The sequence below is a fragment of the Rubritalea marina DSM 17716 genome (assembly GCF_000378105.1).
GTDB classification, from domain to species: domain Bacteria; phylum Verrucomicrobiota; class Verrucomicrobiia; order Verrucomicrobiales; family Akkermansiaceae; genus Rubritalea; species Rubritalea marina.
Genome location: NZ_KB899247.1, coordinates 141,206 through 165,140 on the forward strand (window position 1 = coordinate 141,206; position 23,935 = coordinate 165,140).

Below are 23,935 nucleotides of genomic sequence, written 5' to 3' on the forward strand. Positions count from 1 at the left end.
TCACTCATACTCTAGATTACTTGAAGCTGACTTTCTCCATGACGGAAGCGATGCCGTCAAAAGTCGCATTCTCAACAGGGACAAGCTGAGCACGCTTGAGAGCATTGAGCGCTGCTTGGTCGTCACAGTTGATGAGAGCCTGCTGGAGTTTTTTGATGAAGCCTTCACCAAATTGCTCATTAAGCACTGGGTGAGCAGTCATGTTGTAGTCAGCATAGGTAGGGGTTTCCCAAATGACGACACAGGAGGCTGGATCGACTTTGCCAGCGGCAACCGCCTTTTCGTATGTCTTGAAATTGAGTGCCCCAGCCTGGAAGGTACCATTGGCTACAAGTTCAAGTGTCTTGTCATGAGAGCCAGAGAACCCAAACTCTTGGGTGAAGAATGCCTGTGGTGATTGACCACTTGCTTCCATGAGGAAGTGAGTGGGCATGATGCAACCAGAGGTAGAGTTTTGACTTCCATAAGTGAACTTGAGCTTGGAAATGTCTGATGGGAATGTGTCAGACTTCTGCAGACCTGTAGAGTTGTGCGCGATAAAGTATGACTTGAAGTTGAGGTCTGCGGATCCTGCTACGATTGCTTGTGCTCCATCGACAGCTTGGCGCGCTTGTACGCCTGTCACGCCGCCGAACCATGCGAGCTGGATGTCACCACCGCTGAATTTTTGTACGGAAGCACCGTAGTTAGGTGAGGCAACGAATTCTACTTGAACCTCGAGTGCTTTGCTGAGGTAGTCAGCAAGCGGCTGAAAGCGCTGGGCTTGGGCAGTGGTGTCTTCGTCAGGAATGGCTGAAAAGCGAAGGACTGGAGTGTTTTCGGAAGTGCTGGCTGCGGCATCTTCCGCTGGCTTATTGCAAGCACTGAAAGAGGCAATCGCGGCAGCGCCTGTGATCGAAAGAAGTAATTTTGATTTCATAGATGTGCTATTTGGACTCAGTATTGTTAGGTATTAGATTTTTGTCGTAAAAAAAAAACGCCTAATCGATTAGATTAGGCGTTGGTTGAATTGTTACACGCTAGAAATTAGAATTTCTGAGTGCGTGAGTGTGAGTAGTAGGACTCAAAACCAAGCTCAGGTGGGAACTCAGAGAGGCCATCATGGACGTTCATTTCAATGCGGTTGTCTTGGCCACACTTGATGTAAGGCTGTTTGAATGTGCCGTGAAATGTTGGGCATGTGAAAGTGAAGACTTCGTAGAAACCGTAACCGATACGGCGGAAGCCACGTGCGGTGCCGTCGACAAATCCATAAGTGAAGCCAGCCTTGCGACCGTAGCTATCAGTTTTACGAACGACTTGCTCCGGGATTTCAACAAGTCCGAAAAGAATGTTGGAAAGACCGCGGCCGAGCTTTCTGCTCGCTGTGTATGTGGAGCCTGGAGGCGCATGGAAGTCTGCGCAAGCGATGCCGCTTACGAGAGTCATTGCTGTAGCTGTGAGTAGGATTTTTCTCATAATGATTTATTGATTAAATACAATTGATAGAAACATGCAATCCAAAAAACTGGATTACTTAAGATGTCTTAACTAATTAAATGCTAGAGTGAGCTGAGTTTGTCTTGGGCGCGATTCCTGACGGAGTTTGAATGCTCGTTGCTTGTGTAGTACTCAAGCACGGCACGTGACCAATCTTGCTTGGCGTATGCGGCAGCGTTGATGATTGAGAATTTGTGCTTATCTGAATTTGAATAACCAGCGAGTGTCATCCAGCGGTTGGCAATTTCCGACTCGTTGTGATTGCGCTTTGAGCTAAGAAGTGCGATGGCATTCTTGAAAATCTGGTCCTTTGCAGAAATCGATTCTTCAGAGGCGTAGGCATCGATGAGGGCATCAAAGGGTTCGTCGTTCGGCCAGCTGGAGAAAGCCACAGCTGCAGCGATGCGCTCACCTGATTCACTCGATTTGAGGCACTCTTCGAGTTTCAGTTTGGCAGCGGGGCTGCCGCAGTTGCCGAGAAGTCGAATCATGGCGAGGCGGAAGTTTTTATCAAGTGAGCTGTCGAAGGAACCAAGAAGGAGATTAGTGAGTTCGCCTTTGTCGCGGCTCTTTGAGATGGTGTCCTTGAGGGCGCGCTCGGCCTGGCGTTTCACATCAGACTTGTCGGTTGCAGACAGAATACTGAGGAATGGCTTAAAGTTCGCTTGGTTGATGGTTTTTGATGAGGCTTCGATGGCGATTTTTGCGAGTCCTGTGTTCGGGTGTTTAACCGCAATTTTGAGAAGCTCAGCAATTGCGTCATTGTTATTACGCTGACCGATTACTGTGGCGAGGTGCTTGGCGTCTTCGGAGTTTGGATCGATGCCCGCGATGTGTTCGAGGATCATTTGATCCACTGAGAAGTCACCTTGCTCAGAAGCCTTCATGAGTCGCTTGTGGATTGCGTGGCGGTTCTGCAGCGTGTCATCGTTGAGAGCCGTGAGCAGGATGCGAGTGTCCTCTTCTGTTGTGGGGAGGTCTCCCACGGTGATGTCAGCCGCTTGCTCGGTGAGAGCATTGAAGCGCTTCACATCGCCGCTGGATCCCATCAGCATGACGGCCACGCCTCCGAGTACCACGACACCGGCAACAGCACCAATAATCAAGGTCTTCTGCTTTTTGGCTTTGGCTTGGATGGCGACTTGTTGTTCTGCCGCAGCCGCTGCGGCAGCTGCTTGTTCCTCTTCAGGTGTGGTTACTGCTGGAGTGACAGGGTTTGCTCCGGTTTCTGGAGTGATGGTTGGGTTGGATGCGATCGCTGGGCGGGCTGGTTGAATTGCTGTGCCGCCTGTGATTGCTGAAGCTGGCTGAATGCGCTGTCCTTGGGAGACTGCGGAGACGCCAGTAGGAGATGTGATAGATTGTGGGGCTGTCTTTCCTGAAAGTGCTGGCTGCACTGGAGTCGCCGCTGTAGCTGGCTGGATCCTGTTGGAAGCTGTCGCAGGAATCACGAGCTGCGGGGATGAGGCCGCGGATGGAACCACACCGCCATTTTGTGCTGCGATGGTTTCATTGTTGATGAATCTTTCTAGCGCCACGCGGGCCGAATCTGGGCGGTCCTCCATGTTGCGTGAAATGTGCCACATGACCCACTCGCATACCCATGCTGGCAGATCTGGGCGCAGCTCTTGGAGTGGCTGCACCGAGTTCTGAAGGTGGCCGGCCATCACTTGAGGAGCGCTATCGCCATTGAATGGGTAGGTGCCGGCAAGTGAATAGTAGTACATGCAACCAAGTGCGTACATGTCAGTGCGACGGTCGAGAGGGGTGCGCTCGAATTGCTCAGGAGCCATGAAAAAGATAGAGCCAAATACTGCGTCGCCGTGATCAATCGTCTGGAGTGACGGTTTGGCTGAGAATTTAGCGAGACCAAAATCCACCAACTTGACTTGGAATCGGCCAGAGGGGAGCCAGCATACCATGACATTGGATGGCTTGAGGTCGCGGTGCACAAGGTCGAGGTCTTGTGCCGCAATCATAGCCTCTTGGGATTGAATGGCTACTTCGCGGAAGTCATCGAAGGTGAGGGTGCCGCGATCGACCATTTCATCAAGGGTTTTACCATTGATGAGCTCCATGACTACGAATGGACCTTCCTTGTCAATACCCGCATCGTACACTGTACAAATGTGAGGGTGTTGAACCGACGATAGTGCAGTAGCTTCCTTCAGAAGGTTTGCTGTTGCTGTGTCCTGGTTGACATCTTCATTGCCATCCTCATCTGCAAGGACTCGTTTAATCGCAACTTCTCGGCGGAGTTGGGTGTCGTACGCTCGATATACAGCGCCTACGCCACCTTGACCAATTTTCCCTCTGATTTCGTATCTTTCTTCTGACATGTTTACAGCAATTCAAAAGCATACTTGAGTAAATAGCTGGCTCTGGCAATACAGAAATTAAGCATTGTGAAATAATCTGCCAATCTAACGAAAAGGTCGATAACTACAGGCTCGCACCAGTCTCGGCCGTGTCGATTGCCTAGTGTGGTGTGCCGAATAATGACACCTTGTTTTCTAAGTCTTTGAACGTATGCAGATTGATGGGTGCTGCATTGTTAGTGGGGGCGAGTTATCGCTAACTCTAGCAAGTGTTAGGATGCCTCACCGTATGCCGAAGTTATGGCATAGACTTGTTAGTTAATGCTAATAGTCCTTTTGTGGCGAATGCTGGATTAGCCGCGCTTAGGCATTTCAGGGTCAATTCCGTGATCTTTGTTGGAGAAGACTTTGAATAGAAACACGATGTAGGAGGCGAGGCCGTAGCTGAGGCCGAGTGTCACACCGAAGTCGATGATCCCGCGCCAAGGCTCTGGGCAGTAGCGCACGACCATAATAAGAAGGATAATGCCGATGGTGAGGCAAGTGGATACGATGCGCGTTTTTTTGGATGCGTCGAAGTAACCTACGCAGAATAGAGGTGCTAAAAGTGCGCGCAACGGGGTGGTGTTATGGTAAAGGTAGTGCACTCTAGCCGCTGTGCGCGGTGAGAATTTCTTTTGAAACCCTCGATAGCCTTCGGCGTGGAGCATGAAGATGGCAAAGAGGGCTAGGGCGACCCACTGCACCAGGGTGAGGTCTTGACTTAACACTGCGAAACCTCTGGGGGCTAATCGACAAATAGCAGACAATAGTAATGCTGCCACGCCACATGCTCCCCAGGTTGTCGCAATAAATCTCATGCGAGATACCTAATGGGACTGCAGACCTTTGTAAAGAATACTAGATTGCCAAATTTATGGGTGGTGTTGGTTAGTTCGCCTGAGCGTAGCAGGTGACGATGCTGGCATCGCAATCATGGTGACCACTGATAAAGTCAGCATCATAGTCCTTCCAACTCCAGCCGTTGGCCTCGAGTAGTGACTGCAGCTCTGGGAGAAAGTAATATTGGAGATGCTGCTGAACCTTATGTGATCGTAGGGTTTTCCCATTTTTTTTGACGCTGTAGTGGTGTTCACGGTCGAGTGTTTGGTGGAGCCGATTGATTTGATGGCGCGTGGTGCAGTTGGCGGTGCAGCCGTCATCGAGTTGCGCCTCTTTATCGAGGTTCCAGGTATCTGGTTCTAAGTCGTCGACAATTTCGCTCCAAGGGATGAAGGTGCTAATATAGAGACCGGCATGCGGTTTGCTAATGGTCCGCAGTTGTTCGAGTAGTCTGTGGGCTTGCGGTCGACTCAGCAGCTGAAGGGTGAACGCTGGGATGGTGATGGCGTCATAGCGCTGCTCGAGTTTGAGTGTGAGGATGTCTCCGCAATGGATCGTGGGAGAGAGGTTCAGACTTGCAGCGTTCTTCTCAAGGAGGTGCACCATATCTTTAGATATTTCGGCACCCTCGATGTCAAATTGAGATAAAAGCGGAAGGAGGAGTCTGCCAGAGCCACAGCCAACTTCGAGCGATTTTCCGGGATGTTGTGCTAAAAATGCTTCGAGTAATGGATGTTCATTTGCTTCGGGCTCGGCATCCCAGAAGATGTCGTGAAGTTCCGCTTCGAGATCGAGATACATGATGTTTAGTTGGGGTGGGTGAAGGCGTAAATGGTGACACCCATTCCAGGGGACTTCATGCCATCATAGGCTGGGTGAAGGCCTTTTTCTGCCGAGCTGGTGAATAGAAGGATGGCGTCTGGGTGGTTGTTCAAAAAGTCATCATAGGTGAAGTGTTCAGAAAGCTTGGTGCTCTTGATTTCCATGCCTGAGGCTGAGATTTCGGAGAGTCTGCGGTGGTTGAGGCGTTTGGGGAAGATGATGCGGCCGCGTATGTGAGAGGCTACAGCTGTGGTGTGGTGCGCCTTGTCGTCGAGTGGTGCGACTTGCCACACATTTGCGCTACCAAAGATGTGCTTGAATTCGTTTGCGGCGAGGCTATTGACTTCATCGTTGTGTGTGCCTGCAACGAGTTGGCCGAGGCCAGAGAACTCCAGTTCTTCCTCCACGTACTCGGAGAGGATGTTGGCGCGTTTTGCTGGGATGCCATCCACATTGGCGGCTGCCACATTCGAGTAGTTGGTGTCGAGTAGGAGCACGCTGTGCCCATCTTTGTGAAGTGCGAGAGCAATTTTTCGAATCCATCGATCTGCGCCGGCAAAGAGGACGCCGCGTGGGTTTTTTGCTGCGATGCCTAGCTTGTTGGCAAATGGGGCAGCGAGGAGTCCATAAATGGTGACGGTGCCAATGATGATAATGAACATGATCGGCACCATGATGTCAGCTTGTTCAGCGATGCCTTCAGGAAATCCGTCATTGGTTTTTGCGGCACGCTTCAGTTCGATTGCGAAAATAGCAGTGATCGAGGCTGCGACAATGCCACGAGGGGCGAGTGCTGCTAGGAAGAGCCTTTCATTCATATTTACCTGTTTTAAGAAAATAGTTGAGATGAAGACGCTGAGTGGGCGAACCACGATGACGAGAATGGCCAGCAAGGCCAATCCTGGGATGAGGGCGTTTATTAAGCTGGAGGTCTCGATGCGTCCCGCTAGGACGATGAAAAGCACGGAGATGATGAGGGTGCGTAGCGTTTCTTTGAATTCAACGATGTGGCGAACAGATACAGATTTCTGGTTGGCAAGTGTGATGCCTAAGACGGTTACGGTGAGGAGACCTGATTCGTGTTGGATGACGTTGGATACAGAGAAAGCAATGGCTACCACCGCGAGTAGGAAAAATGAATGAAGGTAGTCTGGGATGAGGTGGTGCTTGAGTAGCAACTCGATCAGCTTAGCGAGTAAAAATGCAAGTAACACACCCACCAGTAGAGTTAACCCCAAACTATAGAGGATGGGGGTCTTGGCCTGCTCAACTCCGCCGGCAATGGCTGCTTGAAATGTGAAGACGGCGAGGATCGCGCCTATGGGGTCGACCACGATGCCCTCCCATTTCACGATGGAGGCTATTTTTTTTGAGGGTTTGACGTGTCTGATTAACGGTGCAATCACCGTGGGACCTGTGACGACCAGGATGGAGCCCAAGATCGCCGCAATACGCCAGTCCCATCCCAATAGATAGATTCCAGCTAAGGTGGTGCAGGCGAATGACACGACGACGCCCAGTGAACACAGAAAAAATACTGGCCCACCGCTTGATTTGAGTTCTGAAAATTTGAGTGTCAAGCCACCCTCAAAGAGGATGATGGCAACACAGATGCCGACCAGGGATAGAATGATGGATTCTCCCTCGTGTCCTGGGAGGTAGGTGTCAATATTGAGGCCTAAAAGTTGGGCGCCGATGAATCCGCTGAATAGCAAGATGAGAATCGAGGGGAGTTTGTAGCGCCAAGCGACCCATTGCGCAATAATGCCAATGCCGAGTACAATGGATGCAAAGCCGCCAAATGGGATGTCTGAAAAATTGAACATGTGTTAGCATCGAATGTTGGGGTGTTTTCTGAGTAGGTCAAGATGGATTTCATGACATTGTATATGCAATGTATGCACGTAAGTTCAGACGATAACTAACAAATCGTCAATATATGTAAAATTACTGTTTGCTCCCTTGACGTGGCATGGGTGCTTAGCCAATGTATTGCCTAATCTGCATAAGATGAATTCATCTTGTAGATTAGATTCCTACACAAAAAAAGACCAAGAAAACCAAACCGTGTATTCAAACGAAGACTATTTATTAGAGCTCATTGTTGAGGCTTCTATCATTACTAACGATGAGGTTGAAGCTGTTAGGGCTCAACTTAACGGTGCTGAAAGCGTGATTGAGCGCTTGATTCGAGACAATAGAATCAGTGAAGAACAGGTGGCATTTGTATGTGCCCAGAGTTCGAGCATGGAGTATATCGATCTAGCGAACACCCAGGTGGCCCCTGAGATGTATGCGCTCGTGCCGGAGGATGTGGCGCGTCGCTTTAATGTGGTGCCTATTATGGATGACGGCTATGCGCTCACGGTTGCGCTTGCGGATCCACTCGATTTTGAGATTTTAGATACCTTGCCACACGTGCTATCGCGTGAGGTGAACCCTGTCTGCGCCACGTATTCGTCCATCCATCATGCGATCAATGCTGGTTATGGTGGCAGTGCTGCAGCAGATGAGGATGTGGATGAGTTTGATTCCTTCAGTTTTGGTGATGAAGATAGTGATGCTGCGGATGCCCCTATCATTAAGATGGTTCAAACGATCTTGGTGGACGCCTTGCGGATGCGCGCGTCTGATATCCATATTGAGCCACTAGAGAAATCGCTGCGGATTCGCAACCGTGTGGACGGTAAGTTGATCGAAGTGGCACATCACCCGAAGAAACTTCTTCCTGCGATCATTGCGCGTATCAAGGTGATGAGTGGGACCATGAGTATTGCTGAAAAGCGTCTTCCTCAGGATGGGCGTATTCAGATCAAGGCAGGGGGGAAGGACGTGGATCTTCGTGTGTCGAGTGTGCCTAGTAACCATGGTGAGAGTGTTGTGATGCGTATTCTTGATAAGTCTGCACTCGTACTTGGTTTGGGCGAGTTAGGCTTCCTATCAGACGACCAAGATAGCTTTCGCCGCTACATCAAGTTGCCGGATGGTATTATTTTGGTCACAGGGCCGACAGGTTCTGGTAAGACAACGACTCTCTATGCTTGCTTGAATTACATCAACCAACCAGATCGCAAGATCATCACGGTGGAGGATCCAGTAGAATATGAAATGCCGGGCATCAACCAGGTGATGGTGAAGGCTGATGTAGGGATGACTTTTGCCGCGGCGCTGAGAGCGATGCTGCGTCAGGCTCCCAATGTGATCATGTTGGGTGAGATTCGTGATGCGGAGACCGCTAATATTGCGATCAACGCGTCACTTACGGGTCACTTGGTATTCTCCACCTTGCACACCAACGACGCACCGAGCACCGTGGCTCGTCTTGCGGATATTGGGGTGAAACGTTTCTTGATTGCGTCTGCAGTTCGCGCCGTGATCGCCCAGCGCCTGGTGCGTAAATTGTGCCCAGTGTGTAAAGCTCCAGCAGTTCTAGATGAACGCGAAATGCGCATGCTCAACCTCGATCCGACGCAGGTGGATAATCATTCAATTTATGGTCCTGTAGGGTGTGAGTCCTGCCGCAGCAAAGGCTACAAAGGCCGAATGGGGATATTTGAGATTTTAGAAGTGGATGATGAGGTGCGTCATATGATCAACGAGAATCTGACTTCACCACAATTGCGTCAGCGTGCTCGAGAGTTAGGGATGCGTACTCTTCGAGAAGATGGCATTCGTAAAGTGCAGGCGGGACTGACCTCCGCCTCCGAAGTTATCAGCGTCACCATGTCCGATAGCCACTAATCCACACAGAAACCTAAATTTTTTATCACAATGGATAATCAACAAATTTTAGAGATCTTTATCGGCCGTGGCATGGTTGATAAGTATCTATCGCAAGACATCACATCCTCCATGGAAGCCAGCGGTAAGACGATGGCTGAGACTCTTACCGACTTTGAGGTGATCACCAACAAAGATGAGCTTTGGGCTGTGGTTGCCTCTGAACTCAGTGCTGAGCTCGTCGACATTGCAGACTTCACGCCTGCACCTCAGTTACTTCAGTTGGTTCCAGCTGGCACAGCACGATTGCATGGCTGCCTTCCTATTGGCTATGGCGCTGAGGGGCTACACGTTGTGCTCTCGGATCCCCTGAACCCACAGGCCGTGGAGGATTTGCAGTTTGCTCTCGGCCAGACGATCATCCTCGCAGTGGCGCCAAGTCATCTCGTGGAGGAGAAAATTGATGAATGCTACGGCGGTGCTGAAGCGATCAATGGCATGCTGGAGGACATGGCGGTGCAAACGAAGCCGGATGGCACTGAGGATTTGAATTCCGAGGTGAATGCGGCACCGATCATTCGCTTTGTCGATTTGGTGCTTTTCCAGGCAATTAAAGAAAAAGCATCCGATATTCACTTCGAGCCATTTGAGAACGACTTTAAGATTCGTTATCGTGTGGATGGCTCGCTTTTCGAGTTGGCTCCACCGCCAGCACATCTTTCAAAAGCGATCATTTCTCGTGTTAAGGTGATGTCGAACATGAACATCGCTGAGACGCGTATTCCTCAAGACGGTAGAATTGTGAAGCAAATCGGAGATAGGCAGGTCGACATGCGTGTGTCTTCCTTGCCGACTCAATATGGGGAATCCGTGGTGCTTCGTGTGCTGGATCGCAGTAGCGTCAATTTGGACATGGAAGCCGTCGGGCTGCCACCGGCAATTTACGAGTATGTTAATGAAACGATTTTAAAGCCGAATGGTATCTTTGTGGTGACAGGCCCGACTGGTGCAGGTAAGACCACCACGCTTTACGCAGCGCTGCGCAAGATTAACACCATTGATCATAAGCTGCTTACTGCCGAAGATCCGGTGGAATATGATATCGATGGCATCATCCAGGTTCCTGTGAATGAATCTATTGGACTTGATTTTGCGCGGGTGCTTCGAGCATTCCTGCGTCAGGACCCCGATCGCATTCTTGTTGGTGAGATTCGTGATAAAGAAACGGCCCAAATTGCAATTCAGGCCTCTCTCACTGGGCACTTGGTCTTGAGTACACTGCATACCAATGATGCGCCAGGTGCGGTAACGCGTTTGGTGGATATGGGGGTGGAGCCGTTCTTGGTTGCCGCTTCGCTTGAAGGGGTGTTGGCTCAGCGTCTTGTTCGAACCATTTGTTCGAGTTGCCGTTCACCCTACGACCCGAATGAGGCAATTTTGACTCAGCTCGGTGTTTCGCCTCACGAATTGGGTGACAAGGAATTCTATACTGGCCGCGGATGTGATGTCTGTGGCGGCAGTGGCTACAAGGGGCGTCAAGGACTCTTCGAGCTGCTGGATATCACCGAGCCAATTGGTGAGTTAATCACCGATCGCGCACCTACTGTGGTGCTCAAACAGAAAGCCATCGAGCTCGGTATGCGCACGCTGCGAGAGGATGGGCTTGCCAACATTTACAATGGCAAAACCACTATCGAAGAGGTGCTTAAGTACACATAAATGCCTCTAGATTAAATTAAATTTTACACGTAAAAACCTACACAAACCACACAACGTTAAAGGATAACATTATGCCAAACTTTGAATATACAGCACTCAATGCTCAGGGTGAAGAGACCTCTGGGGTGATCTCCGCTGCGAGCGACGCTGAAGCAAGTCAGCAGCTTCGTGCTCAGGGTCTCTACCCAACAGCCGTCAGCCAAGCAGGTAAGGCGAAGGCTGCTCCAAAGGCGAAAGCTGCCAACAACAAATCAAAAGCAAAAGCAGCCCCTAAGAAAAAAGCGGCGAAGAAAGGCGGCAAGATCAAGCCGAAGGCTTTGATGATCTTCACGCGTCAGTTGGCCACATTGATTGACTCTGGTCTGCCGTTGATGCGTAGTCTTTCGGTTTTGTCTAAACAAGAGCCGAACCCGGTGCTTCGGGGGACTTTGAGCTCACTAGCGGATTCTGTCCAAAGTGGTGCAACATTTTCCGAGTCCTTAGCTCAGCACAACAAAATATTCAATAAGCTCTATGTGAATATGGTGAAAGCCGGTGAGCTTGGTGGTGTGCTTGAGGTCGTGCTCACACGTCTCGCTGAGTACATGGAGAAGGCGGATAAACTCAAGAGCAAGATCGTTGCAGCGATGGTGTACCCATTTATTGTGATGTTCATCGCGGTTGGTATTTTGGTTTTCTTGATGTTAGTGATCGTTCCTAAGTTCAAGGAAATGTTCGACGGGCAGGATGGCTCCGAACTTCCAATGATTTCTCAAATTGTGTTCGGGTTCTCGGATAAGATGATTGCGAGCACGCTAGGCGTTCCGAATGCGGCATGGCTTTTTGTCGTTGCTGTGGCGCTCTTTGCAGGCGTTCGCGCATGGGGGCAGACAAAGGCAGGGCGCTACAAGCTGGATGGCATCAAGCTCACGCTTCCGCTTTTCGGTGACATTCAGCGCAAGAGTGCGATCGCTCGCTTCACGCGCACCTTAGGAACTCTCGTGACATCTGGTGTGCCGATCCTACAGGCATTGTCGATCACACGTGAAACCGCAGGCAATGTTGTGGTGGCTGAGGCGATTGACAAGGTTCATGACGCGGTGAAGGAAGGTGAGTCTATTGTGACGCCACTTCAGGCTAGCCCAGTGTTCCCTCCAATGGTTATTAGCATGGTGGATGTGGGTGAGGAAACTGGCCAGTTGCCAGATATGCTACTCAAGGTGGCAGATGTCTATGATGATGAAGTGGATGGTTCTGTGACAGCGCTCACATCCATTATCGAGCCAGTGATGATCGTGCTCCTTGCAGGAATCGTTGGTTCTATCGTGTTTGCGATGTTCTTGCCGCTCATCAAGATGATCGAATCTGTAGGTGGCTAATGTTGATCACTTCTCGATAGGTGGTGTGGCCGCTTGAGCTGGCACCACCTTGATTCTTATTCCATAAAGATTATGAAACGATATTCATCTAAACAATCCCGTCGCTCAGCTTTTTCCATGATCGAGATGCTCACTGTAATCACGATCATAGCTGTACTTGCGGGGGTCGGTTTCGGCGCCTTCATGTTGGTTCAGAAGAATGCTAAAATCCAACAAGCAGAGCTCATGATCGAGGTGCTTTCGAACTCTCTAGAGGCTCGTGTCGGTGAAGGGTTCTCAAAAACTGAGTTGGCTGACTTGGCTGACGTGTTGGATAGCGCTAGTAATTTACCTGCAGGCGGGGGGAGTAAGACCAGCACGCGTGGCCTCTACCGTATGTTGTCAGGTGACTACAATAACGATGGGCGTATTGACGACCAAGTCGTGCCGGCATTTCCTGAGATCGATCCAGAGTACGAAGGTGCTGGTCGCTACGTGAATGACGACCGCTTGGTGATCGATCCGTGGCGCAATCCGATGCGTTATCAATACCCAGGCGTTAACAATAACGTCGAAAATGGTTTTGATCTTTGGTCTGCAGGTCCAGACGGTGAGTTTGACACAGACGACGACGTCACCAACTGGTAGGCATTCATCAGAAAGCCACATTTCACACCCGCGCTGGCAGATTAGCCTCGCGGGTGTTTTTTGTTAGTGGGGTGACTTCGGTACGATAATCCTCTTTACAGGTCTCTCAAATTACAGCTGACTAGTCGCAGCTTCATTGTTTCTAGCATGGTGCATTCATCATGCGCAGTGTGGGCTACCATTTATCGGCGCGTTTGTTTGGATTGCTCAACGGTGACCAACCAGCAATACGTGCTTTAAAAAAATCAAAACACATCAAGCCTGCTCCCGGAGTAACCGCGAGCAAGTTCACCCATTCTATGAGTACCAAAAAAACCGCTGCGAAGAAGGCGGCGCGCAAGCGCAGTGCCAAACAGTCGCAGGAGGAAGTGAATTCAGAAGTTTCCGCCGGAGAAGTAGTAAGCGCACCACAAGAGGGTGGCGTTGAAGAAAAGCCAGCCAAGAAGAAGTCTGCGCGTAAGTCTGCGAAGAAAGCAGCAAAGAAGCCTGAGCAGGTGAATTCAGTCGCAACTCCAACGCAAGAAGCTGCGCCAGAGAGTTCGGATGACTCAAGTGCCAGAGAGCCTAAGCAAGGAGTTCGCGATGTTCGCACCCAGCCAGCTGAAGGTGATTCAACAAGCGATAAGCCAGCGCAGGGTCAGCAAAGCGCAGAAGGTGGGCAGCCATCGGATGAGTCACAGGAAGGTGGCCAGGGTCGCAGTCGTAATAAGCGCGGTCGTCGCAATCGAGGTGGCAAAGCTGATGCCGCGCCTCAGCAGCAGAATCAAGCAGCGATTCAAATCAACCCCGAGGAGCTCAATGAAAAAGCCTGGAGTGTCTTCCTCGCGGAAGTCAGTGAAGAGGGGCTTGCTCTCATCGGTGATAAGGAGGGTAAGGAACTCGCGAAGCGTAGTTTCAAACTTGCAGAGCTCTTCCTAGAAGAGCAGGGGCGCAAAAACCAATCACTCCAAGGGCAGCAGCGACAGCGTCGCAATCCAGCGCCACGTCAGCAGGAGGATCGCCAAACAGACCATCATGCGGCTGATCAAGAGCCTGCTGTGACCGAAGGAAAACAAGATCATTCCGAGGAAGCCTAAGCTCTCTCGAGAAGTCTATTTTTACTAATGGCCCACTGGAGACTCCAGTGGGCCATTTTTTATGCAATATGACTCTCCTCAAATGTGACATATTCGCCTTGTCGAATCGATGGTGGTAGAGTAGGGACTGTGGGTCGCTGTTCCCAACTGGATCGGCGATTAAGCTATCTCAATAATTATTATGGCAATCCAACGCGCTTTACTTTCAGTCTCAGATAAATCTGGGCTGGTTGACTTCGCTAAGAAGTTACACGAATTTGGTGTGGAGTTACTCTCCACTGGCGGCACAGCTGAGGCGATCCGCCAAGCTGGTCTTCCTGTCATCGACGTTTCTACTTTCACTGGTGCTCCTGAGCTGTTTGAAGGACGCGTGAAGACCCTGCACCCTAAGGTGCACGGCGGTCTCTTGCACAAGCGTGACGACGAGCTTCACCTCGCACAGGCGAAAGAGAACGACATTCCTCCAATCGACTTGGTGGTGGTCAATCTCTATCCATTCGAGCAAACCATCGCTCGTGAAGATGTCACCCTTGCTGAAGCGATTGAAAATATCGACATCGGCGGGCCATCCATGCTCCGCTCTGCAGCTAAAAACTATCGCAGCGTGACAGTGGTGACCGACAGTGGCGACTACGACCGTGTGCTCGAAGAAATGGCGGCGCACGACGGTGATACATCCTGCAAGTTGCGCGAGGAGCTCGCGGTGAAAGTATTCAACCGCACATCAAGCTACGATCGAGCCATCACCAATTACCTGAGTCAGGCCTCAGAGGGCACGCGTTCTTCCCTCAATCTGACGCTTCCGATCAACCATGAGCTACGCTACGGTGATAATCCACACCAAGCAGCAAACCTCTATGGGAGTTTTGATGAATCCTTCACTCAGCTACAGGGGAAAGAGCTCAGCTACACCAACATTCTTGATATTGAAGCTGCTGCTGACCTTATTTTTGACTTCGCACGTCCCACTGTGGGCATCCTCAAGCACACGAATCCATGTGGAGTTGGTCAGGATGATGAAGATCTCCGAGTTGCTTGGCAGCGTGCATTTGAGACCGACACACAAGCACCATTTGGTGGTGTGATCGTGGTGAATCGCCCACTTACTGAGAGCTTGGCTCGTGTCATTTCAGCTATTTTCACTGATGTGATTATCGCTCCTGACTTCGAGCCTGAAGCTCGTGCGATCCTACAGAAAAAGAAAAACCTTCGCTTGATCAAGATGAATGTTGAGGCATACGCGGTAGCAAAGAAGGAGCCCCTCATTCGCTCTGCGCCGGGTGGTGTGATGGTCATGGATCGTGACCACACTGCTCTTGGCCTTGATGGACTCGAGGAACGCGTGGTTACGAAGCGCCCACCGACCGAAGAAGAGATGCGTGCGATGCGCTTTGCTTGGCGTGTGGTGAAGCACGTTAAGTCCAATGCTATCGTTTACGCGAAGTCCGACCGCACACTCGGTGTGGGTGCTGGCCAGATGAGCCGCGTGGATTCTTCGCGTATTGCAATTTGGAAAGCTGAAGAGGCTGGGTTGTCTCTTGATGGCTCGGTCATGGCTTCTGATGCAATGCTTCCATTTGCGGATGGTCTCGAAGCGGCTATCGCTGCCGGGGCCACGGCTTGTATTCAACCTGGTGGTTCGATCCGTGATGAAGAGGTGATAGCAGCTGCTGATAAAGCAGGCATCGCGATGATCTTCACTGGTCACCGCCACTTCCGCCACTAAGGCTCGTTTGATTTACCAGATGGCCCCATGCGCATTCAGCGTTTGGGGCTATTTTGTTTTTAGTGTGCCTCGCTATGCTTGGTTTTATATAGGATTGAAGGCATTGAAGGTGTTAGTGAGTTCTTGGTGAAACTTATCGCCAAAGGTCTTGCATCTAGGCGGCTCAATGTTACAACCAAGTCACATCATGTCAGGCAAACTCACCTATAAAGAATCTGGGGTCGACACAAGAGAAGCAGCTGCTCTCGTCGGCGATATTGGCACTCATGTACGCCGTACGCAGCAGCAACGCAAACTCTACGGAGCATTTGGGCTTTTTGCCGCAGCGTTCGATTTGAGTGAGTATGAAAAACCAGTGATTGTGACTGGTTGTGACGGGGTAGGAACCAAACTAGACATTCTCCTCCAAAAAGAAGAATACGGCATTGCTGGTAAGGATCTTGTTGCAATGAGTGTGAATGACATCATCACCACAGGTGGCGACCCATTGATGTTCCTCGACTACGTGGGCATCGCAGCACTCGATAAGCGCATGATTACCGAACTCATTGCTGGCATGTGCGATTACCTCGAAGATTGTGGTTGTATCCTCGCTGGTGGCGAGACTGCAGAAATGCCGGGCATCGTCCCTGAAGATGTGGTTGAGCTCGCGGGCTTCTGCATCGGTGCCTGTGAAAAGGAAAATCTTATCGACCCGACTCAACTTCAAGAAGGAGATGTTCTTGTTGGTTACCCGTCTGATGGTCCTCACGCAAACGGCTGGAGTTTGATTCGCCGTGTGATTGCGGAACACCCAGATGCGCTTTCCGAAGAGGAACTACAGAGCTTATTGGCTCCGACTCGCCTGTACCACGATGTAGTGGCTGACATCCGCAAGACCGGTGTCACACCGAAGGCATACGCCCACATCACTGGTGGCGGTCTCCCTGAAAACATCGAGCGACTCTTCCAGGGCTTGGGGGCGGATCTTGAAATTCCATTCTGGGACAACAAGCCAATGCGTAAGTTGTTCGAGTTTGTTGATGCGGAAGACAAATTCCACACCTTCAACATGGGAATCGGTTGGGTCGCTATCGTCTCTGCAGATGAAGCTGACGCGATCCTCGCAGCTGGCCCGGGTGGGGCTGTGATTGGTAAGGTTGTGAGCCAAGAAGGCGTGCGCGTGATCGAAAAAGGCGCGTAAGTAAGCACTTGTATCTCTCTCTCCGTTGGGTCGTGAATCAATTCAGAGCACACCCAAACATTAGAAATTCTTCGTTTTTAGAATATATTGCACCATGAGTGACCCATTGAAGCACGAATGTGGTATTGCAGTCGTCAGATTGCGTAAACCAATCTCTTATTACATCGAGAAATATGGCACACCGCTTTGGGGCCTCAATAAGCTCTTCCTCCTGATGGAGAAGCAGCGCAACCGTGGCCAGGATGGTATAGGTATTGGCTCCTGTAAGTTGAATATGCCACTTGGGCAGCCATACATCTTCCGCCGCCGTAGCGTGAAAAGTGATTCTCTCTCAAGAATTTTCAATAAGGAGGTCAAGCAGTTCAATAGTTTGGTCGCCTCAGGAGATGTTGACCCGAACAATGCTGATTCTTGTAAGGGGAATTATGACTTTTGTGGTGAAATCCTCATGGGGCATCTGCGTTATGGTACATCAGGGCGCTTTGATGAAGGCTCATGTCATCCGTACTTGCGCCGAAGTAATTGGATCACGCGTACCTTGATGGTGCAGGGCAACTTCAATATGACCAACGCAGGTTCATTGAACCGCACCATGATTGAGCGCGGACAGCATCCAGTCTTTGGTACTGACACACAGACCGTATTGGAAGAGGTTGGGTTCCATCTCGATGAAGCGCACACTGACCTCTACCGTGAGATGCGCGACCAAGGAATCGATGGGGATCTCATTCCGTCTAAAATTTCTGAAGATCTCGATCTGCATAAGGTGATCACTGAGTCAGCCCAGCATTGGGATGGCGGCTACGCCATTTGTGGTACTGTAGGCAATGGTGATATGTTTGTGATGCGCGACCCGCGCGGCATTCGTCCTTGTTCTTACTACATAGACGATGAAGTGATTGCGTTTTCATCCGAGCGTGTGCCATTGATGACGGTATTTGAAACCTCACGTGGTGAAATTCACGAACTCGAGCCTGGATCCTGCACGATCGTCAACCACCATGGTCAGATCAGTAATCAACGCTTCCATCAGCACGAGGAACTCAAGCCATGTTCATTCGAGAAGATTTACTTCTCCCGTGGTAATGATCCTGAGATTTACCGCGAACGCAAGGCAATGGGGGCAGCCCTCGTTGATCAAGTGGTGAATTCTATGGGTGGGAATTTCGATAAGGCCGTATTCTCATTTATCCCCAATACAGCTGAGACAGCCTACTACGGGTTGATGGACGGTCTTCGACTATTCCGTCGTCAGCAAGTGCGTTCAGATCTACTAACGGCACTAGAAGACGGCACTCTCGATGCGAGCATGCTCGATGACGTGATTCTCAAGAACTGGCCAAAAGCTGAGAAGGTGACTCAGAAGGATATAAAGATGCGAACCTTCATTTCACAAGAGAAGGGAAGAGCGCAGCTAGTGTCACATGTCTACGATATCGCTTACGGTGTGATCAAGCCAGATGACACATTGGTCATGCTAGATGATTCTATTGTGCGGGGGACGACACTGAAGCAGTCCATCCTGAAGATCCTATCTAGGACCAACCCTAAGAAAATTGTGATTTGTTCGACAGCTCCTCAGATTCGTTACCCAGATTGCTACGGTATTGATATGTCAGAGTTAGGGAAGTTTGTGGCGTTTAACGCGGCGGTCTCATTGCACAAGAAGCGTGGGACTGACGGGATTTTTGAAGAAGTCCACCAAGCTTGCCTAGCCGAGTCTGATAAGCCACTCGGAGAACGCGTGAACCAAGTGAAGCGTATTTACGCCGACTTTAGTGCGGAAGAAATTTCTGCTGAAGTGAGTAAATTAGTTTTCCCTGATGGTGTTGAGTGGGATGGTGAAGTCGAAATCATCTTCCAGACAATTGAAAATCTTCACGCTTCGATCAAAGGCCCATGCGGCGATTGGTATTTCACAGGTGATTACCCAACACCCGGTGGTGTAGCAACTGTCAACGGTGCGTATATCAACTGGTTCGAAGGTAAGACCGGACGAGGTTACGAGCTTTAAAACGTCAGTGCCTGAAGTGACTTCAGTCACTTAACTTATTTGAATGAATTTGCCTTCGAGTGCTGGCTCGAAGGCATTTTTATGCAATAGACACAAAAAAGCCCAATGGCAGAAAAGTCCTGCCGTTGGGCTGAATGCATTGTAGAGAAAAGTGGGGAGTGCAACACGTTCGTTTGCACTCGCTACAGAGACAAGATTACTTGTCCTTGTCGCACTTCTTCTTTGAAGAACACTCTTTCTTGTCCTTGCACTCTTTCTTTGATTCACAGTTGTCAGCGAGTGCTGCGCCGGAAAGGCCTGCGATGAATCCAACTGCGAGGAGTGATGTTTTAACGAGTTTCATAGTGATACTTTGTTTTTTGGTTTTTGCTTATGTAACCAACCGTAGGCTACATAGTATAGAGTGATAGATGCTCGACATTATTCCAGAAAAATGAAGAAATGTTCTAACTTTTTAATTTTCTTGTGAATGCTCCATCTAAGTCACTTGTCTCGAATATGATGTGTTCTGCTCAACATTTCTGGAGTAGAGCAAGCACGATCATCCCGCCCATCCCAGGGCTCAGCTATAGCCACGACTTCCATGGTGATGGTGAGGAACTGGTGATTGCAATGCATGGGCTGTGGCGAAGTAAGTTTGCTATGGGGCAGGTGGTGCGCGCACTGCAAGCAGATGGTTATGCGACGCTCAATGTTTCATACAGTAGTTATGCAATGCACTTGGAAGAGATGGTGGAGCTTCTGAGAAGCCTCATCGAGCAATATGCTGGATCATATCGCCGTGTGCACTTTGTGACGCATTCACTGGGCTGTGTGGTGTTCAGGCGCTACTGGAATCAATTCGGCATCCAGAATCTCGGCAGGGTGGTGATGCTGGCTCCACCATTGCAAGGTAGTTGGATTATGGACTGGCTTGGAGAATCACCATTTGTGCATTGTTTTGGGCCTGCGGGTAAATTCTTAAGCACCGAGAGCATGGCTAATGAAGTGGCTAAGCTTCCTGATGAAGTGATGGTGATTATGGGTAAAGTCCCCAAGATCACCATTTTTCAATTCGTCTTTGATGGGGTGGCCAACGACGGCATCGTGCGTGTAGACAGCGGTAAAGTACAGGGGCTACAGGATTTTCACGTGCTGTCGATTGACCACACATTGATCACGAGTGACCCCACGGTGCTCAAGTTGAGCCGTAAGTTCCTTAAAAAAGGAGAGGTGGTCTAAGTCGCCGTGTTACGAATTGTCATCGCGACGTTTTTGTAGGTATTGCATGTAACGTCGCTTGGCTAGGAGGTCGCGATCCAACTCAGGATGTACAAATGGATTGTTATCGCCGTAGCGAGCCCATGGCCCCTTGGGCACATCTTCAAAGTCGACAAAGCGCCAGTGCAACTTATCTCCTGATTTCATACCCAAGTAATCACGCACGGCAGGGGAGATGTCGATACCGGCTCCTTTGTTGTGCTTATTTTTAGGTCGGCGATTGCCGAATACATAGCGCCAGTCGTCTGTGGTCCATGGCCCGCAATCTTCCCATTGTGCATAGCAAACTTTTTTGCCGAAAACGATCTGAAGCCAACGACCTTTGCAGACAGTTTTACCTGGCTTCGGGTTGTATTTTTTAAACCATGGAATGACCCGTTTGGCTTCTGGCTTGTGTTTGCGCCAATCGATTCGATCGTTATATGGCAGAGCGATATAGAATGGATTCTGCCTGGGTTTGAATGCTTTTGGGCGGAACTGAGTTTTGTGTCGCGCTTTTGGGTCTGGATTGTCGAATCCGCCAAAGTTTTTAGCCCAATGGGTGTCCCACGAACTCGAGTAGTTGTGGGTTTTGTTGCGGCCGCTGGGTGACTCACCAACCCAGAAGATGGTCGCGGTGATGTTCATCTTCCATGGGTACTTGTGCTTTTTAAATGGGTTATGAGAGGCTGAACTCAGGGACTGAGCAGTAGCCATTCCTGAAAAGGCGAGTAGGGGAATCAGAGCAAGATGAACAATTCGCAAACACATCATAGTTAAGAGTTCTGAAGAACATAACGATTTGACATGCTGTAGCAATGAAATTCGGGCAATCCAGCTAACACGAAAGTACAGGTTCGATCAGTGGAAGAGCGAGAAATGCTCATTTCTAATTTCGCTGAGGTGCCAGCGTTGTTGCATGGATGCTAGAAGTTCTTCAGATAGCTCTTTGGCGGCTGCTTTTTTGAGCTTATTGCCAGGTTCTGAAGGCTTCCAAATAGCGCAGAAGTAGATCCAATGGTGTTCATCAAGATCTTGAATAGAGACTGAGGCTGCTGCGGTTGTGTCTTCTGGGGTGTTGTGAGCGCGTATCCCAAGGGATATATAGTCGTATGGGTATGGTGGATTATGAACCGAAATTTGATATTGTGGGAAGGTGCGCCTGAGGTGCTCTACCATCTCCTCGGTAGTGGGTTTTGGAGAAATGATCGCTTCCGCAGTGCGAACTTCATAAGGGGAGTTGCAGCTTACAGCCATCATCACACTGATTGCTGCTGCCAAGTATGAAAGAAATCTCATAGACAACCTAACATAAGTCAGTAAGTGCTATGTTCCAAGCCTGAAAGCATGGCAAGTAAGAATAGCGGGGGTCTCAGGGTCTCACTCGACCACTTTGATCTCGTAGAGTTTATCCCACATCTTACCTGTTACAAAAATGCGATCACGAGCTGCGTCATAGGCAATGCCATTGAGAACGGCTTGGTCATTGTCACGATATTTTTTAGGAGCCAGCTTAGCCATCTCCAACCAAGCGGTCACTTTCCCATTTTTGGGGTTGATACGAGCCACTCGATTTTCTTGCCACAGGTTGGCGTAGATTTCTCCTTTAATGGATTCAAGTTCATTGATCTTAAGCACGGGCTTTCCTGCATCATGGACTTGAATGCGCCTGATTTCATGGAAGGTGGCTGGGTCGAGGAAACGCAATTCTGAGCTACCATCTGACATGACCAACTGGGAACCATAGCGGGTCAATCCCCATCCCTCGCCTGGGTAGCTCATGGTCTTCACTTGGCGAAAGCTGTCGCGATCATAAACAAATGCTAATCCGGCTTGCCAAGTCAGCTGGATGAGTTTGCCATTCCATAGTGCTAGTCCTTCAGCAAAGAATTGGGATTTGATCCGGCGTAGTTTGAGCACCTTGCCTGTTTCAAGTTCGACTTTTCTGAGGCTTGAGCGCCCATTGAGCCCAGTGCTTTCGTAGAGGAATCCATCGTGGTAGAGCAGACCCTGTGTGAATGCTTGGGCGTCATGCGGGTAGGTTTTAACAACTTCAATCTGATACGTGGGTGCACCAGCTCGATCATCTGCGACTAGCTGTGAGCTATGCAAGAGGATCGTGAAAAGAGTTAGTAACAGGAGAGGGCTTGGAGCTAATTGTTTCATCGGAGATCGATACGTCGTAGCATTGACTGAGAGGTATCAGAGTGTTGGCGTCAACTCAACTATGATGCCGCAAAAATCGCCGCTGATAGGACGTGATTGTGCTGCGGAGATGAAGGCGCAACCTATCTCTAAGCTCTAGGTGGACGTATTTTGGGTGTTGCCACTAAAAAGCCCCGAACAGCATGGCTGTCTCGGGGCTGTAGAAATTTAGGACTGTTCCTTCTATGATCAGTCGTCCATAAGGGCGAACTTGAGTTCACCTGAAGAGACCACCTCACCATTAACAACGCAGCGGCAGTGGGCAAAGCCAATGTTGCGGCGAGTCTTGATGATTTCAGCCTCAATGAAGAGTGTGTCACCCGGCAGTACAGGGTTGCGCCACTTAACGTTGTCAGCACTCATGAAATAGCCGATCTTGCCTTGGTTTTCAGGCTTGCGGAGCATGAGGCAGGATGCGACTTGCGCCATCGCTTCTACCTGCAGAACTCCTGGCATGATGGGGTGCCCAGGGAAATGCCCAGGGAAGAATGGCTCGTTGATCGTGACATTCTTCACACCGGTACACTTGTTGTCGCCCTCGAAATCAATGATGCGGTCGACGAGCAAGAAGGGATAACGGTGGGGGAGAATCTTGAGGATGTCATTGATGTCCAGCACTGCTTCACCTCTAGGGATTGCGAGTGGTGGCACCATGGAACGCATGCGAAGATAGTTACGCTTGAGGAGAGCTGCCATTTTAGTGTTCGGGCCGTGGCCAGGTTTGACACAGATGACGTGACCTGTGATGCGCTTGCCGCTGAGCATGAGGTCGCCAATCACATCAAGTGCTTTATGGCGTGCAAATTCATTGTCAAAGCGGAGCGGATCTTTGCTCATGACTTCCTCACCGCGGATGACCACGGCATTCTCAATGGAACCACCTTTGATCAAGCCTTTGTCGAGCAGTGGCTTGACGTCTTCATAGTAGACAAACGTACGAGCTGGAGCAATTTCCTTCTCATAGGTTTCTGGGTTGACTTCACTACTGAAGAACTGGGTGAAGCGGCCATCTGGGCCTACATTGGTACAGGAGATGCGGAACTTTTTATCTGGGATGATGGTGATGAGTGAACCATTTCCGGCGTCATAGAAGAGAGGCTCACGGATTTCCCAAATCTTAGCAGGCTCGTCTTGGGTGACGATTCCAGCTTGTTTGATAAGTTCTACGTAGGGTGCGGATGATCCGTCACCGATGGGTGGTTCATTGGCGTCCATTTCGATCAGTGCATTGTCCACTCCCATGCCGGTAAGGGCGGAGATGACATGCTCAACGGTATGGACTTTTACGGACCCTTCAGCGAGAGTGGTGGCGCGCTCGACAGTCTGCACCTTATCCACATCAGCATCGATGAAGGGTTGGTCGTCAAGATCGATACGGCGGAATTGAAACCCTGAGTCAACTGGGGCTGGCTTGATGGTTAGTGTCACTTTCTGGCCAGTGTGGAGCGAGGAGCCCTCTAGAGAGGCTGGCGCGGCAAGAGTTTGTTGCATTACTGTCGACATGGCCACAGTGAAAGCTCTTCCTAGCAAACATGCAAGATTTTTGACTTCCCGAGCAGAAGATCAA

20 protein-coding genes are annotated in these 23,935 nt (G+C 50.1%); 9 read left to right on the forward strand and 11 right to left on the reverse strand.

Annotated elements, in window-relative coordinates; all coding sequences use genetic code 11:
- Window positions 1-16: 16 nt before the first annotated feature.
- The 6 genes from F454_RS0100620 to F454_RS13655 form a co-directional block, all read right to left on the reverse strand.
- A complete protein-coding gene (locus tag F454_RS0100620; protein WP_018968682.1) occupies window positions 17-919 on the reverse strand; it encodes a putative selenate ABC transporter substrate-binding protein in 903 nt (300 codons plus the stop codon).
- A 107-nt stretch (window positions 920-1,026) separates the two neighbouring features.
- Window positions 1,027-1,458: an exosortase system-associated protein, TIGR04073 family gene (locus tag F454_RS0100625; RefSeq protein ID WP_018968683.1), complete on the reverse strand. Its 432-nt coding sequence runs from the start codon at window positions 1,456-1,458 to the stop codon at window positions 1,027-1,029.
- An 83-nt stretch (window positions 1,459-1,541) separates the two neighbouring features.
- On the reverse strand, window positions 1,542-3,818 hold the full coding sequence (locus F454_RS0100630; RefSeq protein WP_026292614.1) for a protein kinase domain-containing protein: 2,277 nt from the start codon (window positions 3,816-3,818) through the stop codon (window positions 1,542-1,544).
- A gap of 332 nt (window positions 3,819-4,150) precedes the next feature.
- Window positions 4,151-4,621: a hypothetical protein gene (locus tag F454_RS0100635; RefSeq protein WP_156817055.1), complete on the reverse strand. Its 471-nt coding sequence runs from the start codon at window positions 4,619-4,621 to the stop codon at window positions 4,151-4,153.
- A gap of 106 nt (window positions 4,622-4,727) precedes the next feature.
- The gene (locus F454_RS15380; RefSeq protein WP_018968685.1) at window positions 4,728-5,480 is read right to left on the reverse strand and encodes a class I SAM-dependent methyltransferase; all 753 of its coding nucleotides are present in this window, start codon (window positions 5,478-5,480) and stop codon (window positions 4,728-4,730) included.
- A 5-nt stretch (window positions 5,481-5,485) separates the two neighbouring features.
- Window positions 5,486-7,327, reverse strand: coding sequence for a cation:proton antiporter (locus F454_RS13655; RefSeq protein WP_018968686.1), 1,842 nt, complete (start codon window positions 7,325-7,327; stop codon window positions 5,486-5,488).
- Between the two features lie 184 nt (window positions 7,328-7,511).
- Here F454_RS13655 and F454_RS0100650 point away from each other — a divergent pair, with 184 nt between their 5' ends.
- From F454_RS0100650 to F454_RS0100685, 8 genes are all read left to right on the forward strand, one after another.
- Complete coding sequence (locus tag F454_RS0100650; RefSeq protein WP_018968687.1) at window positions 7,512-9,242, forward strand: GspE/PulE family protein; 1,731 nt, start codon at window positions 7,512-7,514, stop codon at window positions 9,240-9,242.
- Between the two features lie 30 nt (window positions 9,243-9,272).
- Window positions 9,273-10,940 carry a GspE/PulE family protein gene (locus tag F454_RS0100655; protein ID WP_018968688.1) on the forward strand — a complete coding sequence of 556 codons (1,668 nt, stop codon included), beginning with the start codon at window positions 9,273-9,275 and terminating at the stop codon, window positions 10,938-10,940.
- 71 nt (window positions 10,941-11,011) lie between these two features.
- On the forward strand, window positions 11,012-12,298 hold the full coding sequence (locus F454_RS0100660; RefSeq protein ID WP_018968689.1) for a type II secretion system F family protein: 1,287 nt from the start codon (window positions 11,012-11,014) through the stop codon (window positions 12,296-12,298).
- Window positions 12,299-12,370: 72 nt separating this feature from the next.
- Window positions 12,371-12,925, forward strand: coding sequence for a type II secretion system protein GspG (locus F454_RS0100665; RefSeq protein WP_083912841.1), 555 nt, complete (start codon window positions 12,371-12,373; stop codon window positions 12,923-12,925).
- 299 nt (window positions 12,926-13,224) lie between these two features.
- Window positions 13,225-14,001, forward strand: coding sequence for a hypothetical protein (locus F454_RS15385; protein WP_156817056.1), 777 nt, complete (start codon window positions 13,225-13,227; stop codon window positions 13,999-14,001).
- A 181-nt stretch (window positions 14,002-14,182) separates the two neighbouring features.
- Window positions 14,183-15,727 carry a bifunctional phosphoribosylaminoimidazolecarboxamide formyltransferase/IMP cyclohydrolase gene (gene purH / locus F454_RS0100675; RefSeq protein ID WP_018968692.1) on the forward strand — a complete coding sequence of 515 codons (1,545 nt, stop codon included), beginning with the start codon at window positions 14,183-14,185 and terminating at the stop codon, window positions 15,725-15,727.
- Between the two features lie 187 nt (window positions 15,728-15,914).
- Entirely contained in the window at window positions 15,915-16,910 is a 996-nt protein-coding gene (gene purM / locus F454_RS0100680; protein ID WP_018968693.1) for a phosphoribosylformylglycinamidine cyclo-ligase, read from the forward strand.
- A gap of 94 nt (window positions 16,911-17,004) precedes the next feature.
- Complete coding sequence (locus F454_RS0100685) at window positions 17,005-18,924, forward strand: amidophosphoribosyltransferase (protein ID WP_018968694.1); 1,920 nt, start codon at window positions 17,005-17,007, stop codon at window positions 18,922-18,924.
- 196 nt (window positions 18,925-19,120) lie between these two features.
- Here F454_RS0100685 and F454_RS16220 read toward each other — a convergent pair whose 3' ends face one another.
- Window positions 19,121-19,267 carry a hypothetical protein gene (locus F454_RS16220; protein ID WP_018968695.1) on the reverse strand — a complete coding sequence of 49 codons (147 nt, stop codon included), beginning with the start codon at window positions 19,265-19,267 and terminating at the stop codon, window positions 19,121-19,123.
- 155 nt (window positions 19,268-19,422) lie between these two features.
- Between F454_RS16220 and F454_RS15390 the strand changes: the two genes are divergently transcribed.
- A complete protein-coding gene (locus F454_RS15390; protein WP_018968696.1) occupies window positions 19,423-20,145 on the forward strand; it encodes an esterase/lipase family protein in 723 nt (240 codons plus the stop codon).
- A 9-nt stretch (window positions 20,146-20,154) separates the two neighbouring features.
- Here F454_RS15390 and F454_RS0100700 read toward each other — a convergent pair whose 3' ends face one another.
- From F454_RS0100700 to F454_RS0100715, 4 genes are all read right to left on the reverse strand, one after another.
- Window positions 20,155-20,937: a hypothetical protein gene (locus tag F454_RS0100700; protein ID WP_156817057.1), complete on the reverse strand. Its 783-nt coding sequence runs from the start codon at window positions 20,935-20,937 to the stop codon at window positions 20,155-20,157.
- Window positions 20,938-21,024: 87 nt separating this feature from the next.
- Window positions 21,025-21,462 (reverse strand): hypothetical protein, encoded by a 438-nt coding sequence (locus tag F454_RS0100705; protein ID WP_018968698.1) that lies wholly within the window; start codon window positions 21,460-21,462, stop codon window positions 21,025-21,027.
- A gap of 81 nt (window positions 21,463-21,543) precedes the next feature.
- The gene (locus tag F454_RS0100710; RefSeq protein WP_018968699.1) at window positions 21,544-22,329 is read right to left on the reverse strand and encodes a glutaminyl-peptide cyclotransferase; all 786 of its coding nucleotides are present in this window, start codon (window positions 22,327-22,329) and stop codon (window positions 21,544-21,546) included.
- Window positions 22,330-22,557: 228 nt separating this feature from the next.
- Window positions 22,558-23,859, reverse strand: a complete 1,302-nt coding sequence (locus F454_RS0100715) for a bifunctional UDP-3-O-[3-hydroxymyristoyl] N-acetylglucosamine deacetylase/3-hydroxyacyl-ACP dehydratase (protein WP_156817065.1) — start codon at window positions 23,857-23,859, stop codon at window positions 22,558-22,560.
- Between the last annotated feature and the right edge of the window lie 76 nt (window positions 23,860-23,935).